9 protein-coding genes, 3 tRNA genes and 3 rRNA genes are annotated in these 15896 nt (G+C 43.8%); 3 read left to right on the forward strand and 12 right to left on the reverse strand.

Going from position 1 to position 15896, the window contains the following annotated elements; all coding sequences use genetic code 11:
- Nucleotides 1–61: 61 nt before the first annotated feature.
- The 7 genes from J1N51_RS05325 to rlmE form a co-directional block, all read right to left on the reverse strand.
- Nucleotides 62–148, reverse strand: a tRNA-Leu gene (locus J1N51_RS05325).
- A gap of 10 nt (nt 149–158) precedes the next feature.
- A complete protein-coding gene (secG, locus tag J1N51_RS05330; RefSeq protein WP_208832931.1) occupies nt 159–512 on the reverse strand; it encodes a preprotein translocase subunit SecG in 354 nt (117 codons plus the stop codon).
- A 9-nt stretch (nt 513–521) separates the two neighbouring features.
- On the reverse strand, nt 522–1259 hold the full coding sequence (gene tpiA / locus J1N51_RS05335) for a triose-phosphate isomerase (RefSeq protein WP_208832932.1): 738 nt from the start codon (nt 1257–1259) through the stop codon (nt 522–524).
- 68 nt (nt 1260–1327) lie between these two features.
- The gene (gene glmM / locus J1N51_RS05340; RefSeq protein WP_208832933.1) at nt 1328–2662 is read right to left on the reverse strand and encodes a phosphoglucosamine mutase; all 1335 of its coding nucleotides are present in this window, start codon (nt 2660–2662) and stop codon (nt 1328–1330) included.
- A complete protein-coding gene (gene folP, locus J1N51_RS05345) occupies nt 2655–3473 on the reverse strand; it encodes a dihydropteroate synthase (protein WP_208832934.1) in 819 nt (272 codons plus the stop codon). Before folP ends, glmM begins: the two co-directional genes overlap by 8 nt.
- Nucleotides 3474–3596: 123 nt before the next feature.
- A complete protein-coding gene (gene ftsH / locus J1N51_RS05350) occupies nt 3597–5552 on the reverse strand; it encodes an ATP-dependent zinc metalloprotease FtsH (RefSeq protein WP_208833333.1) in 1956 nt (651 codons plus the stop codon).
- A gap of 48 nt (nt 5553–5600) precedes the next feature.
- Nucleotides 5601–6230, reverse strand: coding sequence for a 23S rRNA (uridine(2552)-2'-O)-methyltransferase RlmE (gene rlmE, locus J1N51_RS05355; protein ID WP_208832935.1), 630 nt, complete (start codon nt 6228–6230; stop codon nt 5601–5603).
- Nucleotides 6231–6315: 85 nt separating this feature from the next.
- On the opposite strand from rlmE, the gene yhbY reads away from it, so the two are divergent.
- Both yhbY and J1N51_RS05365 read left to right on the forward strand, forming a co-directional pair.
- Nucleotides 6316–6615, forward strand: coding sequence for a ribosome assembly RNA-binding protein YhbY (yhbY, locus tag J1N51_RS05360; RefSeq protein ID WP_208832936.1), 300 nt, complete (start codon nt 6316–6318; stop codon nt 6613–6615).
- A 108-nt stretch (nt 6616–6723) separates the two neighbouring features.
- Nucleotides 6724–8913: a response regulator gene (locus tag J1N51_RS05365; RefSeq protein WP_208832937.1), complete on the forward strand. Its 2190-nt coding sequence runs from the start codon at nt 6724–6726 to the stop codon at nt 8911–8913.
- 297 nt (nt 8914–9210) lie between these two features.
- Here the strand turns inward: J1N51_RS05365 and rrf are convergent.
- The 5 genes from rrf to J1N51_RS05390 form a co-directional block, all read right to left on the reverse strand.
- A 5S ribosomal RNA gene (rrf, locus tag J1N51_RS05370) occupies nt 9211–9325 on the reverse strand.
- Between the two features lie 111 nt (nt 9326–9436).
- A 23S ribosomal RNA gene (locus J1N51_RS05375) occupies nt 9437–12312 on the reverse strand.
- Nucleotides 12313–12729: 417 nt separating this feature from the next.
- A tRNA-Ala gene (locus J1N51_RS05380) sits at nt 12730–12805 on the reverse strand.
- Nucleotides 12806–12906: 101 nt separating this feature from the next.
- A tRNA-Ile gene (locus tag J1N51_RS05385) sits at nt 12907–12983 on the reverse strand.
- Between the two features lie 69 nt (nt 12984–13052).
- Nucleotides 13053–14588, reverse strand: a 16S ribosomal RNA gene (locus J1N51_RS05390).
- The 16S, 23S and 5S rRNA genes sit together here with 2 tRNA genes alongside, the layout of an rRNA operon.
- A 728-nt stretch (nt 14589–15316) precedes the next feature.
- Between J1N51_RS05390 and J1N51_RS05395 the strand changes: the two genes are divergently transcribed.
- Nucleotides 15317–15889, forward strand: coding sequence for a GNAT family N-acetyltransferase (locus tag J1N51_RS05395; protein WP_232842864.1), 573 nt, complete (start codon nt 15317–15319; stop codon nt 15887–15889).
- Nucleotides 15890–15896 lie beyond the last annotated feature (7 nt).

The following is a 15896-nucleotide window of genomic DNA, read 5'->3' on the forward strand; positions in this document are numbered from 1 at the left end:
TAGGCCAAGCCATTTACAACAGGCATAAAAAAACCAGGCCTAAAGCCTGGTTTTGTCTAATTGGTGCGGATGGAGGGACTTGAACCCTCACGTGCTTTCGCACACAGCGACCTCAACGCTGCCTGTCTACCAATTCCAGCACATCCGCTAAAAGTTGTTTAGCCTACTGGAATCTCGTCTTTATTTTCCGCTGGCGTTGGCTCAACTGGAAGTTCTTCTGATGCAGCTGGAATTGTTTCAGCTGGAACTTCTAGGTTTTCCCAAGTGTCTTCTTGCTTAACAGAGTTTGCTGTTTGAGCACCGATGAAAATACTTAATACAAAGAACAAAGTTGCTAAAATCGCAGTTGTTTTTGTTAAAAAGTTACCTGAACCACTTGAACCGAACAATGTAGCTGAAGCGCCAGCGCCAAAAGATGCGCCCATGTCGGCACCTTTACCTTGTTGAATCAAGATCATGCCAACTAGGGCAATTGACACTATCAAATAAACTACAATTAGAATCTCGTACATGCTTTTACCTTAAGCTACTGCGTTTTTGCAAATATTTGTGAACGCCTCCACATCAAGGCTGGCACCACCAATTAGGCCACCATCGATGTTTTCCTTGGAGAACAATTCTTCACTGTTGTCAGGCTTAACACTACCGCCGTATAGGATGCGTGTTAAATCTGCTAATTCTTGGCTGTAACCGGCTAAAATCTTGCGAATCGCTAGGTGAACTTCTTCTGCCTGCTCGCTTGTTGCCGTTTTGCCTGTGCCTATTGCCCATACAGGCTCATAAGCAATTACAATACTGTCTGAGTAATTAGGCAATACATCTAGTACTGACTTAACTTGCTCGGTAATAACTGCAATAGTTTCACCGGCTTCGCGCTGCTCGTCTGTTTCACCTACACATAAGATAGGGATTAAGCCTGCAGCTAATGTTGCTAATACTTTTTTAGCAACGGTATCATTGGATTCACCGAACATAGCTCGGCGCTCAGAGTGTCCAACAATAACATATTGACAGCCTACGTCACGCAACATTCTTCCAGAAATTTCCCCCGTGAATGCGCCTGACTCTTGAATTGCTACAGATTGGGCGCCTTTTTTGACGCCATCGGTATTTTCATTCAAGTAAACGTAAGGTGGACATAAAACGGTTTCTACTTTTTCAGCATCTAATTCTTTGATGCTTTGAACCATTTCAGTCAAAAGTTGGCGATCGCCATTTAGTTTCCAATTCGCTACAACAAGTGGTAATCGAATGGCCATGAGCCTCTCCTTCATTTAAGCGGCGAGATAGTAACTAACCTCGCCACAATATACAAGTGATGGTTCGCTTATTCTGCGTATGCCTTCACTTTTTCGGCTATTTTTTGTGCAACCTGTTTAATTAACTTGGCATCCTTACCTTCGGTCATAACTCGAATCAAAGGTTCGGTACCAGATTTACGGATCAACACTCGGCCTTCATCACCTAGCTCGACTTCACCTGCTTGAATCGCTAATTTTACTTCATCAACTTCAAGTGGGAATTTGTGTTTTGGTACACGAACATTGATTAGCTCTTGTGGAAGCTTTTGCATACCAGACTTAAGCTCTGACAAGCTCATTCCCGTATCAACGATCGCAGCAAGAACTTGTACCGCAGAGACAATACCATCACCGGTTGGGATATGATCTAAGTTAATTACGTGACCAGATGACTCACCACCAATTGACCAGTTGTTTTCTTTTAGTAGCTGCATCACATAGCGGTCACCAACTTTGGCGCGTTTGAACGGGATGCTTAAGTTTTTCAGAGCTATTTCAAGGCCAAGGTTTGACATTAATGTACCAACCACACCGCCTTTCAACTCACCTTTCTTAAGGGCATGACGTGCAATGATAAATACAAGCTCATCACCGTCTACTTCCATGCCTTTTTCATCAACCATGATTAGACGGTCACCGTCACCATCTAAAGCAACACCTACATCCGCATCATGTTGAATGACGGCTTTGCGAAGCGCATCAGTGTGAGTTGCACCACAGTGGTCATTGATGTTCAAGCCGTTTGGCTCGGCAAAAATTGAGATAACGTCTGCGCCAAGTTCACGTAATACGTTTGGTGCTATGTGGTACGTCGCACCATTGGCGCTGTCGACAACGATTTTCATGCCCTTTAAAGAGTCCTGCATAAAGCGGCTCTTACAAAATTCGATATAACGCCCTGCAGCGTCATTAATACGGAACGCTTTACCGAGTTTTTCTGACTCTACACAGACCATTTCTTGGTCTAACATAGCTTCAATCTCGTGCTCTAACTCATCTGGGAGTTTTGTGCCCTCTGCTGAGAAAAACTTAATACCGTTGTCGTAATAAGGGTTGTGCGATGCGCTGATCACAATACCGGCGTCAGCTCTGAACGTTTGGGTCAAATATGAAATTGCCGGTGTTGGCATTGGGCCTAATAGACCCACATCCACACCTGCTGCAATGAGACCTGACTCTAAAGCAGTCTCTAACATGTAACCTGAAATACGGGTATCTTTGCCGATTAATACTTTTTTGTTGCCATTACTTGCAAACACTTTACCAGCCGCCCAACCTAATTTAAGGGCAAACTCTGGGGTGATAGGTGATTGGCCAACTAAACCACGGATGCCATCCGTTCCAAAATACTTCTTACTCATTTCCTACTCCATTAACCATGGCGTTATATATTTGTACTGCTTGGTGCGTTTCTTCCACATCGTGAACGCGAAGAATGTTAGCCCCCTTAGTAAGTGCTAACGTAGCGGCAACGACACTGCTCACCATTCTATCACTTGTTTCTAAATTTAATAAGTTACCTAACATAGATTTTCTAGATAGACCGGCCAATATTGGCAGTTTGTATTTCGAAAATCGATCTAAGTTTTGTAAAAGGTTGTAATTGTCGTTTAATGATTTACCAAAACCATATCCAGGGTCTAACCATAACCTCTCTCGGCGAATGCCTGCTTGTTCACATATGTTGATCCGCTGGTCAAAAAAGTCCATTACCTCTTCAACAACATCTTCGTAGTGAGGCTTTATTTGCATAGTTGCAGGTGTCCCTTTCATGTGCATCAAGCACACCGGAACATCTGTTTGCGCAGCAACTTCTAACGAACCTGGGTTACCAAGCGCGCACACATCATTAATAATGTCGATACCCGCTTCTAAACCCTCAGACATAACTTCAGCCTTACTGGTATCTAGCGAGATGACACAATCAAACTCTGACTTTAGCTTTTTAATAACGGGAATAACGCGCTCGCACTCCGTCTTGGCATCTACTGGTTGTGAGCCAGGCCTTGTCGACTCACCGCCAACATCCAATATTCGTGCGCCATTTTTGACCATATACTCAGCTTGGCGTAAAGCGTTATCTAACGAATTAAATTTGCCACCATCCGAAAACGAATCAGGTGTTACATTTAAAATTCCCATTATGACAGGAGAAGATAAATCGATAGTCATTAATGTAATTCCCTGGTTTTAATTGCGCTGATTATAACGCGTCTGAATTATCAAGACAGTACCTAATTTTACGAATAAAAAAGGCTCCACAAGGAGCCTTTAACATTTGATTAGCTGATCAACCTACTTGTTGTCTGGTTGTACATCTTCATCAATATTATTTGAATCCGATTCAGACATGCTGTCAGTGCTTGATGTTTCAACTGGGGTAGACTCTGAATCAGCTTTATTGTCCGAGCTACCTTTGTTGTTGCCTTTGTCATCCCACCCCGCTGGCTCACGGACTGGGCGACGTTCCATCAAATCATCAATTTGTTTTGCATCGATAGTTTCATACTTCATCAATGCATCCTTCATCGCATGCAGAATGTCCATGTTTTCTTCTAGGATCTTCTTAGCACGGTCATAGTTGCGATCGATAACAGCACGAACTTCTTGGTCGATTAGACGAGCCGTTTCATCAGAGAAGCTCTTATGCTTTGATGCACTGCGGCCCAAGAATACTTCGCCTTCTTCCTCTGCATATAACAATGGACCTAACTTTTCAGACAGACCCCATTGAGTCACCATCTTACTAGCAATATCAGTCGCTCGTTCGATATCATTTGATGCACCAGTCGAAACTTTTTCGTCACCATAAATGATTTGCTCTGCTAAGCGGCCACCGTACAAGCTAGAAATATTGCTCTCTAAGTGTTGTTTAGAGTGACTAAAGCGATCTTTCTCTGGCAAATACATGGTTACACCAAGTGCTCTACCGCGAGGAATGATACTCACTTTATAAACTGGATCATGTTCTGGTACCAAGCGACCAACAATAGCGTGACCAGCTTCGTGGTATGCCGTCATTTCTTTTTCGGCATCGTCCATCACCATAGTCTTACGCTCGGCACCCATCATAATCTTGTCTTTAGCACGCTCAAAATCAATCATATCAACTAAGCGTTTGTTGCCACGAGCTGCAAATAGCGCCGCTTCGTTCACTAAGTTTGCTAAGTCTGCTCCCGAGAAACCCGGTGTACCGCGAGCAATTACAGCTGCATCAACATCATTAGAAATTGGTACCTTGCGCATGTGAACATTTAGGATCTGTTCACGGCCGCGAACGTCTGGAAGACCAACCACTACTTGACGGTCAAAACGACCAGGGCGTAACAATGCAGGGTCTAATACGTCAGGGCGGTTAGTCGCAGCAATAACGATAATACCTTCATTACCTTCAAAACCATCCATTTCTACAAGCATTTGGTTAAGCGTTTGTTCACGTTCATCGTGACCACCACCTAAACCAGCGCCACGTTGACGACCTACAGCATCGATTTCGTCGATGAATATAATACAAGGCGCAGACTTTTTAGCTTGATCAAACATATCACGAACACGTGACGCACCAACACCAACAAACATCTCAACAAAATCAGAACCAGAAATTGCAAAAAATGGTACTTTTGCTTCACCCGCTACCGCTTTTGCTAATAACGTTTTACCTGTACCAGGCTGACCAACCATTAGAACGCCTTTCGGTATCTTACCGCCAAGTTTTTGGAACTTAGATGGGTCTTTAAGGTAATCCACTAGCTCTTGAACTTCTTCTTTTGCTTCGTCACAGCCAGCAACGTCTTTGAAAGTGGTTTTGATTTGATCTTCACTCATTAAGCGGGCTTTGCTCTTGCCAAAGGACATTGCGCCTTTGCCACCGCCGCCTTGCATCTGGCGCATAAAGAAGATCCAAACACCGATGAGTAGCAACATCGGGAACCACGAAATCAAGATAGACGCCAATAACGAAGGTTCCTCTGGCGGAACACCTACGATGCGAACATCATTTTCAATCAAATCATTTAAAAGATCTTTGTCATATGCAGTTGGGATGAAAGTTTCAAATTTTTCACCACTGCGTTTAATGCCTTTAATTTGGCGGTCGTTAATTTTAACTTCACGAACCTGGCCTTGACGCACTTCGTTTATAAACTGCGTGTAGTTTTCGCTACCGTTACCAGCTTCATCTGGGGTGATCGTGTTGAACACAGACATTAGCGCAACCGCAACCATCAGCCAGATTATTAAGTTTTTAACCATATCACTCAAAGGAATAACCTCTTCCTGTTATTAATTAATTTAAGGTTACTATAGTTTGTAACCTGTAGCTACTATATACACCTCACGAGACCTCGCTCGTGACGAATCAGGTTTTCGAACTTTAACCGTTGTAAAAGCGTTACGAACATCTTTCACGAATTGGTCAAAACCTTCGCCTTGGAACACCTTAACTGCAAATTTACCGTTTTTACCCAAAACTTGATGACACATATCTAGTGCAAGTTCGACCAAATACATTGACCCTGCTTGGTCTATCGCATCATTGCCACTTAGGTTTGGTGCCATATCGGACATTACTAAATCAACCGTATTTCCACCTATACGATCAAGTAGGGCATTTAGGACACTCCCTTCTCGGAAATCACCTTGAAGAAAGTCGACACCGACAATTGGATCCATCGGTAAAATATCACAGGCGATTAGAGTGCCGTTATCACCGATAAGTTCACTGGCGTATTGAGACCAGCCACCCGGTGCTGCACCAAGGTCGACAACCGTATCACCTGGTTGCATTAGCTTATCTTTTTTTTGCAGCTCTTCTATTTTGAAATAGGCACGTGAACGCAGACCTCGTTTGTTGGCCTCTTTAACATACTTATCGTTTACGTGCTCTTCGAGCCAGCGTTTACTGCTCGCAGAACGTTTATCTTTTGCCATAAATTAGTATATAAATTGGTAATACACGTAAGGTGGGGTAGAATATCGTTAATTCAAGTAATTATCATTGTTAAATTGAGACTAAATGAAATTAACTAACAAACAAATCCAATTTTTACGAGGCCAAGCCCATTCGTTAAAGCCAGTGGTTCAGTTAGGTGCTAACGGTTTCACTGAAGGCGTACTAGCAGAAATTGAAAGCGCTTTGGCGATCCACGAATTGATCAAAGTAAAGATCCCTGCGGAAGACCGCGAAGAGCTAACTCTATACGTTGAAGCTATCGTTCGCGAATCAAAAGCAACGAAAGTACAACTTATCGGCAAAACGCTCGTTCTTTACAAGCAAGCAAAAGAACCAAAGATTATTTTGCCAAAAGCCAAATAACATTAACGACTTCAAAAAGCAGGATTAAATCCTGCTTTTTTTATCCCTGAAAATTCTAAATCTACAACTATACTCTTTGAAACAATCGAAAAATTAAAGAGTTAAAAGTTGAAAAACGTAACACCTCTCAAACTCCGTATTTTTTACGTCTCTGCTCTATGTGTGATTGCTATTCTTGTTTCTATAAGTGAATACCAATTCGCCACTATGCTTGAGCAGCAAAAGGTAGAATCTACAGTAATCAATAGGGCTGGTGAACAACGTATGCTGTCACAAAAGATAGCATTGTACTTAAACCGCATTTACGACGGTGAAACTGATTCTTCAAAGCTAGGGCAAAACAAAGAGTTGACCATTGAGGCATTAGAGCGATTCAAGCAAAATCACGATTACTTAAAAGCGCAAAGTCCCTTGCCTCAGTCTGTTAACAAGCTGTATTTCAACTCACCTCAATCGATAGATCAAAGGATAAATCAACTACTAGAGTACGCTAATAAAAAACTACGCAATGAGAATCCCACTTCGAAAAACCATTCGGTAAGTTCACAATTTGAACCTAGCCAAGCTTTTTATGAACAGCTACTGTTTGACTTAAACCTTGTTGTCGCTGCATTTGAACATCAAGCTAAACAAAACATTGCAGAACTCAACAAATATCGTTATTTCCTTTGGCTCATTATTATGCTCGTGCTGGTGCTCGAAGCGATATTTATCTTTTATCCTATGGAAAAGGTTGTATTTGCCAGTTTAAAAAACGAAGTAGAGAGTGCAAACCGAGCTAAAGGCCTTCAAATTGACGCCGAGCGAGCTAACAAAGCCAAATCTGAATTTCTAGCGTCAATGTCTCACGAACTCAGAACACCGATGAATGGAATGTTTGGCATGATGGACCTTGCGTTAGAATATCCAGAAAAAAGCCAAGAGTACTTATTAAAAGCTCAGTCTTCAGGTAAACAATTATTAAACTTAATTAATGACATTTTAGACTTATCCAAGGTAGAGGCTGGTGAGTTACAGCTAGAATACCGCTCCGTCAACATAAACGACTTACTTGATACTGTGCTTTCCAATTACTCTGCTGTAAGTATTAATAAAGGATTAGAATTCCGTTATGAAAAAAGTGACTTAGTACCCGCCTATATTAAGACCGACTTCATACGACTAAGCCAAATCCTTAATAACATCATAAACAACGCTGTTAAGTTTACGGCAAAGGGATCAATTGAAATAAAAGTAGATTGGCTCAGTGACCCAAATGACCTAAATGAAACCTCCCAATTGTTCATCAGTATAAAAGACTCAGGAATTGGCATGAGTGATGAACAATTAAGTCATATCTTCGATAGATTTACCCAAGCAGACCAGTCAACAACTCGTAAATACGGTGGTACAGGACTAGGAATGTCTATCACCAAAGAATTACTTCATCTATTTAAAGGGACTATAGAAATCAAAAGTGAGCTTGGTGCAGGAAGCGAATTCATAATTAAGATCCCAGCAGAAGAAAGCTCTGCTGATAAAGCTCTCGAGACCATTATACCTGTTCAAAATCAATTTAATGTGGTTGTCATAGACGACTTGGAAACCAGTCAATTGCGGCTGAAATCCTTAATAGATCAGAGAGGTTTAAACTGTAAAGTATTTAATAGCGTCGAAGCCTATTTACAAGAAATTCCCGAGACTCACATTTTAATTACTGATCTAGCCATGCCAATTTTAAGTGGTAATGATTTACTAAAAACACTTTACGAACTTAAGAAATTACCACCTCACGTAATCATCTCATCAGCAGCCCTAGAAGTGTTCGATTTAGAATTAGAAGCGGTCTTAAAGAATGAAACGAACCTTAAAAAAGTACCCAAGCCTATCGATAAGTTGATCTTTAATGAAGTCTTAGATGAAATCGTCGATACCGCCAGCTTTGTAAAAAAGGAAATTGCTAACAAAGCCATTCTTATTGTGGAAGATAACCAGATAAATAGAGAGATAGTTAAAGCCATACTTTTCAAAGAACAAGCTATTATTGAAATCGCACATGATGGTTTAGAGGCAATAGAAAGGTATAAACAAAGAACCTTCGATTTAATATTAATGGATATGAGCATGCCGAACATGGATGGCGTTACAGCGACTCGAATACTAAGAAAGGAATATAACTGTACGGTCCCAATAATAGCCCTTACAGCAAACGCATTTGAACAAGATAAAGAAGACTGTATTAAAGCCGGTATGAATGATTTTCTTACGAAGCCCATCAAACAAGAGTTACTCATTAATAAGATAAAACAATATCTATAGAACTGAAATCGCAGGCAATAAAAAACGATGGACAGGAGTCCGAGTGTCGTGGTGCCAGGGATGGCAAAGAACGACGACCGAGCTAGGGAGCAAGCATCTTAACGAAACTGTCGGTTTAAACAATAAAGCGTTGAGCTACATTACTCCGGACATCCTGCCCTCCGCCCTTCGGGCCAGCTAAAGCTGTTCTAATTCGTTCCAGACGAATTAGTCGCATGGGGTTGCCATGCTCGAATAGATAAATCGCAAGCAATAAAAAACCCCTCGCAGTTTCCTGCAAGGGGTTGTTTATTTGGAGCCTGGCGGTGAGCTACTCTCGCATGGCAAATGCCACACTACCATCGCCGCAGCTGCGTTTCACTTCTGAGTTCGAAATGGAGTCAGGTGGTTCCACAGCGCTATTGCCACCAGGCAAAGCTGTTTTGTAATCGATGTCCTAAAACACCGTTTACGAATATGTTCTAACAATTAGAAAGCTGTAAGGTAATTTGATTATCAGTGCTCGAGAACACTTAAGCGTTGTATGGTTAAGCCTCACGGGCAATTAGTATTGGTTAGCTTAACGCCTCACAGCGCTTCCACACCCAACCTATCAACGTTGTAGTCTTCAACGACCCTTTAGAGACCTTAAAGGTCTAGGGATGACTCATCTCGAGGCTCGCTTCCCGCTTAGATGCTTTCAGCGGTTATCGATTCCGAACATAGCTACCGGGCAATGCCATTGGCATGACAACCCGAACACCAGCGGTTCGTCCACTCCGGTCCTCTCGTACTAGGAGCAGCCCCTCTCAATCATCCAACGCCCACGGCAGATAGGGACCGAACTGTCTCACGACGTTCTAAACCCAGCTCGCGTACCACTTTAAATGGCGAACAGCCATACCCTTGGGACCGACTTCAGCCCCAGGATGTGATGAGCCGACATCGAGGTGCCAAACACCGCCGTCGATATGAACTCTTGGGCGGTATCAGCCTGTTATCCCCGGAGTACCTTTTATCCGTTGAGCGATGGCCCTTCCATACAGAGCCACCGGATCACTATGACCTACTTTCGTACCTGCTCGACGTGTCTGTCTCGCAGTTAAGCTTGCTTCTACCATTACACTAACCGTACGATGTCCGACCGTACTTAGCAAACCTTCGTGCTCCTCCGTTACTCTTTGGGAGGAGACCGCCCCAGTCAAACTACCCACCAGGCACTGTCCACAACCCCGATTAGGGGCCAATGTTAGAACATCAAACATACAAGGGTGGTATTTCAAGGATGGCTCCACCTGAACTGGCGTCCAAGTTTCAAAGCCTCCCACCTATCCTACACATGTAGGCTCAATGTTCAGTGCCAAGCTATAGTAAAGGTTCACGGGGTCTTTCCGTCTAGCCGCGGGTACACTGCATCTTCACAGCGATTTCAATTTCACTGAGTCTCGGGTGGAGACAGCGTGGCCATCATTACACCATTCGTGCAGGTCGGAACTTACCCGACAAGGAATTTCGCTACCTTAGGACCGTTATAGTTACGGCCGCCGTTTACCGGGGCTTCGATCATGAGCTTCTCCGAAGATAACCCAATCAATTAACCTTCCGGCACCGGGCAGGTGTCACACCCTATACGTCATCTTTCGATTTAGCAGAGTGCTGTGTTTTTAATAAACAGTTGCAGCCACCAGGTCACTGCGACCGGCACCAGCTTAGAGAGCGCGTCTCATCACCAGCACCGGCGTACCTTCTCCCGAAGTTACGGTACCATTTTGCCTAGTTCCTTCACCCGAGTTCTCTCAAGCGCCTTAGTATTCTCTACCTGACCACCTGTGTCGGTTTGGGGTACGGTTCTTAATCATCTGAAGCTTAGAGGCTTTTCCTGGAAGTATGGCATCAATGACTTCCGCTCCGTGGAGCGTCGTCTCGTATCTCAGTTCTAACCGCCCGGATTTACCTAAGCAGTCAACCTACATACTTTCACACGGACAACCAACGCCGTGCTCACCTAGCCTTCTCCGTCCCCCCATCGCAATGATTAAAAGTACAGAAATATTAATCTGTTTCCCATCGACTACGCATTTCTGCCTCGCCTTAGGGGCCGACTTACCCTACCCTGATTAGCATGGGATAGGAACCCTTGGTCTTTCGGCGTGGGGGTTTTTCACCCCCATTATCGTTACTCATGTCAGCATTCGCACTTCTGATATGTCCAGCAAGCTTCTCAACTCACCTTCAACCACTTACAGAACGCTCCCCTACCCAGCGCATAAATGCGCTGCCGCAGCTTCGGTGTCATGTTTAGCCCCGTTACATCTTCCGCGCAGGCCGACTCGACTAGTGAGCTATTACGCTTTCTTTAAAGGGTGGCTGCTTCTAAGCCAACCTCCTAGCTGTCTAAGCCTTCCCACATCGTTTCCCACTTAACATGAACTTTGGGACCTTAGCTGGCGGTCTGGGTTGTTTCCCTCTCCACGACGAACGTTAGCACCCGCCGTGTGTCTCCCGGATATTACTTTACGGTATTCGGAGTTTGCATGGGGTTGGTAAGCCGGGATGGCCCCCTAGCCCAAACAGTGCTCTACCCCCGTAAGTATTCGTCCGAGGCTCTACCTAAATAGATTTCGGGGAGAACCAGCTATCTCCCGGTTTGATTAGCCTTTCACTCCTAGCCACAGGTCATCCCCTAACTTTTCAACGTTAGTGGGTTCGGTCCTCCAGTTGATGTTACTCAACCTTCAACCTGCCCATGGCTAGATCACCGGGTTTCGGGTCTATACCTTGCAACTAGACGGGCAGTTAACCCTCGCTTTCACTACGGCTCCCCTATTCGGTTAACCTTGCTACAAAATATAAGTCGCTGACCCATTATACAAAAGGTACGCAGTCACATAACAAGTATGCTCCTACTGCTTGTACGTATACGGTTTCAGGTTCTATTTCACTCCCCTCACAGGGGTTCTTTTCGCCTTTCCCTCACGGTACTGGTTCACTATCGGTCAATTGGGAGTATTTAGCCTTAGAGGATGGTCCCCCTATCTTCAGTCAAGGTTTCACGTGCCCCGACCTACTTAATATGTCCAACATGGCTTGTCGTGTACGGGACTATCACCCACTATCGTTGCACTTTCCAGAGCATTCCACTAAACCATGCTGATTCGGCTGTTTCCCGTTCGCTCGCCGCTACTTAGGAAATCTCGGTTGATTTCTTTTCCTCCGGGTACTTAGATGTTTCAGTTCTCCGGGTTCGCCTCGCTAAGCTATGTATTCACTTAGCGATACCCTAAAAGGGTGGGTTTCCCCATTCGGAAATCGTGGTCTATAACGGTTTTTATCACCTTAACCACGCTTATCGCAGATTAACACGTCCTTCATCGCCTCCAATTGCCAAGGCATCCACCGTATACGCTTAGTCACTTAACCATACAACCTTAAGTGTTCTCGCTTGATTAAATCACTTATTTCGGCGTTATCTTGTTTCTCAATCAGTCATGTACCTTTCAGTACACTCCTTCAATCGAACCTTCGATAGCGTTGAACTAAGCAATTTACTCTGCGCTTAACTCTCTGAGTCGTATAATTTCATGTCTTTTATTTATTAACGAAACATGTTGTATAGGCATGTTCGTTTTGACATAAATAACGCTTGAGTTTTCTCTTACAGTGATAATCAAAATTATTTTTAAATTGTTGAATAACAAATTTAATAAACAATAATGTTTACCTTATTTATCAGCTTTCCAAATTGTTAAAGAGCATGAGTCATTAAAGACTCTAAAGAATAAACACTTTTGTAAATGTGTATTATTTAGAGTTTTATTTAAGAGAAATCGTTCAGTATGGTGGAGCTACGCGGGATCGAACCGCGGACCTCTTGAATGCAAATCAAGCGCTCTCCCAGCTGAGCTATAGCCCCATACTGAGTGTATCTGTAAGCCAATGCTTTTTAATCAAGGTATGTATCGAGGAAGTTTAGCCTGCTAAACGACGAGATACATAACGCAGAGTAAGAAGTATTGGTAGGCCTGGGCAGACTTGAACTGCCGACCTCACCCTTATCAGGGGTGCGCTCTAACCAGCTGAGCTACAGGCCTTCAGGATTCTCTTCTCATATTTCGTAATTAATTATTTGTGTAGGCACTTCGAAGGTGTAACTAGTCTATTAAGGAGGTGATCCAGCCGCAGGTTCCCCTACGGCTACCTTGTTACGACTTCACCCCAGTCATGAACCACAAAGTGGTGAACGCCCTCCCGAAGGTTAAGCTATCCACTTCTTTTGCAGCCCACTCCCATGGTGTGACGGGCGGTGTGTACAAGGCCCGGGAACGTATTCACCGTGGCATTCTGATCCACGATTACTAGCGATTCCGACTTCATGGAGTCGAGTTGCAGACTCCAATCCGGACTACGACAAGCTTTATGGGATCCGCTTACTCTCGCGAGTTCGCAACCCTTTGTACTTGCCATTGTAGCACGTGTGTAGCCCATCCCGTAAGGGCCATGATGACTTGACGTCGTCCCCACCTTCCTCCGGTTTGTCACCGGCAGTCTCCTTAGAGTTCCCACCATTACGTGCTGGCAACTAAGGATAAGGGTTGCGCTCGTTGCGGGACTTAACCCAACATTTCACAACACGAGCTGACGACAGCCATGCAGCACCTGTCTCAGAGTTCCCGAAGGCACTAATCTATCTCTAGAAAATTCTCTGGATGTCAAGGGATGGTAAGGTTCTTCGCGTTGCATCGAATTAAACCACATGCTCCACCGCTTGTGCGGGCCCCCGTCAATTCATTTGAGTTTTAACCTTGCGGCCGTACTCCCCAGGCGGTCTACTTAATGCGTTAGCTGCGCAAGACAACTCTTAAGAGTCAAACTGCTAGTAGACATCGTTTACGGCGTGGACTACCAGGGTATCTAATCCTGTTTGCTACCCACGCTTTCGTACATGAGCGTCAGTGTCGACCCAGGTGGCTGCCTTCGCCATTGGTATTCCTTCAGATCTCTACGCATTTCACCGCTACACCTGAAATTCTACCACCCTCTGTCGCACTCTAGCTAAGCAGTTTCAAATGCAGTTCCCAGGTTGAGCCCGGGGCTTTCACATCTGACTTACTTAGCCGCCTGCGTACGCTTTACGCCCAGTAATTCCGATTAACGCTCGCACCCTCCGTATTACCGCGGCTGCTGGCACGGAGTTAGCCGGTGCTTCTTCTGCGAGTAACGTCAAATCAAGCAGGTATTAACTACTTAACCTTCCTCCTCGCTGAAAGTGCTTTACAACCCGAAGGCCTTCTTCACACACGCGGCATGGCTGCATCAGGCTTGCGCCCATTGTGCAATATTCCCCACTGCTGCCTCCCGTAGGAGTCTGGACCGTGTCTCAGTTCCAGTGTGGCTGATCATCCTCTCAGACCAGCTAGGGATCGTCGGCTTGGTGAGCCTTTACCTCACCAACTACCTAATCCCACTTGGGCTTCTCTAAAGGCGAGAGCCGAAGCCCCCTTTGAGCCGTAGCTATCATGCGGTATTAGCAGTCGTTTCCAACTGTTGTCCCCCACCTAAAGGCAAATTCCCAAGCATTACTCACCCGTCCGCCACTCGTCATCAAACTAGCAAGCTAGTTCATGTTACCGTTCGACTTGCATGTGTTAGGCCTGCCGCCAGCGTTCAATCTGAGCCATGATCAAACTCTTCACTTTAAAAAGTTTAATCACTACTCATCGAATTCTGTTCAAATAAATTTTCGTTCAGACACTCAATGAATAGTTTACAAGTTGCTAGCCTGTCTCATAAGAGACTCTAGCTTATTTTGTTACTACTCAACGGAGTGCCCACACAAATAATTAATTACTAAATTGTTAAAGAACGACGAACATGGAAGTTCGAGTGTCGAAATCAATCATGGATGATTGTTTATTTCGACCGTTTAGAACATTTCCAGTTCTGGTTAAGACTCTGTCTCAACCGGGACGCGCATTTTACATTGCGTCGTTTTGTTGTCAACGTTTTTCTCAATCTTTTTTTAAAGTTTTCGAAACCGCTTGAAGTCTCAAACCGCTTATAAACATTATGTTTCGAGCTATTTGATGTCTCCCTAACAACGAGGTGCGCATTCTAGGGATTTTTAACAAGAGCGCAACCTCTTTTTCATGTTTTTATGTAAAAAGCACACCGAACGAACAAAAAACAAACAAGACTGGCAAAAAACAACCAAAATCGTTAAGTTTTACTTCTTGCTTCGTCCTAAAAGTGTCAAAAAGCAGCAAAACAAGTCCTTCCAGTTTCCCCTTCTTAATAGTTAGGTTACGGATTAAAGTATACGTATATAAAACAGGGTAAAGCTTGTTACACTATAACTATTCAAAACATAATAACTAAAAGTAACTTGTCGACTCCGGTAGTGGTTACTTCATTACAGGTGATTAAATTGTCAAAATATACTATCAAGCACCTTTCACAAGACGATTTTGAAAACGTCATATCTCTCGGTAACCTCGTTCATGGCGATGGATATTTAGACTTACCATCGATAGAAGAAATGCTAGGTAAAAGTACCAAAGACGATCAGAATGCAAGTTATGTCATGTACGACGGTTCTACATTAGTCGGTTTTAGAATTACTTACGCACCTAATAACTGGAATTTAGATCAATGGTGTACACCTGAACTTTGGCCTGTTGACAAAGAGCAAGTTGCATATTTCAAATGCAATACAATAAATCCAGATTATCAAGGGCAAGGACTAGGTGGCCAATTACTTCGTACTTCTGTTGCGACATTGAAAGAAATGGGTGCAAAAGCTGGCCTTAGCCATATATGGATGCAAAGCCCAGGTAATGCTTCATTTAAGTATTTCACTAAGGCAGGCGGTCAATTGATAAAAACTCATCCTAGAAGATGGAACAATGATCCTTCTTTACCTGACTACGTCTGTATTCTGTGTGGGACAGACTGTTACTGCGACGCCTCTGAAATGATTTTAGTATTTGCTGATGAATAATAAGGTG

This window comes from Psychrosphaera ytuae, assembly GCF_017638545.1.
Taxonomy (GTDB): domain Bacteria; phylum Pseudomonadota; class Gammaproteobacteria; order Enterobacterales; family Alteromonadaceae; genus Psychrosphaera; species Psychrosphaera ytuae.

Bases quoted from the DNA above. Each gene is read 5' to 3' on its own strand.
- secG (WP_208832931.1), bottom strand. From the start codon at position 512: ATGTACGAGATTCTAATTGTAGTTTATTTGATAGTGTCAATTGCCCTA.
- tpiA (WP_208832932.1), bottom strand. From the start codon at position 1,259: ATGGCCATTCGATTACCACTTGTTGTAGCGAATTGGAAACTAAATGGC.
- glmM (WP_208832933.1), bottom strand. From the start codon at position 2,662: ATGAGTAAGAAGTATTTTGGAACGGATGGCATCCGTGGTTTAGTTGGC.
- folP (WP_208832934.1), bottom strand. From the start codon at position 3,473: ATGACTATCGATTTATCTTCTCCTGTCATAATGGGAATTTTAAATGTA.
- ftsH (WP_208833333.1), bottom strand. From the start codon at position 5,552: ATGGTTAAAAACTTAATAATCTGGCTGATGGTTGCGGTTGCGCTAATG.
- rlmE (WP_208832935.1), bottom strand. From the start codon at position 6,230: ATGGCAAAAGATAAACGTTCTGCGAGCAGTAAACGCTGGCTCGAAGAG.
- yhbY (WP_208832936.1), top strand. From the start codon at position 6,316: ATGAAATTAACTAACAAACAAATCCAATTTTTACGAGGCCAAGCCCAT.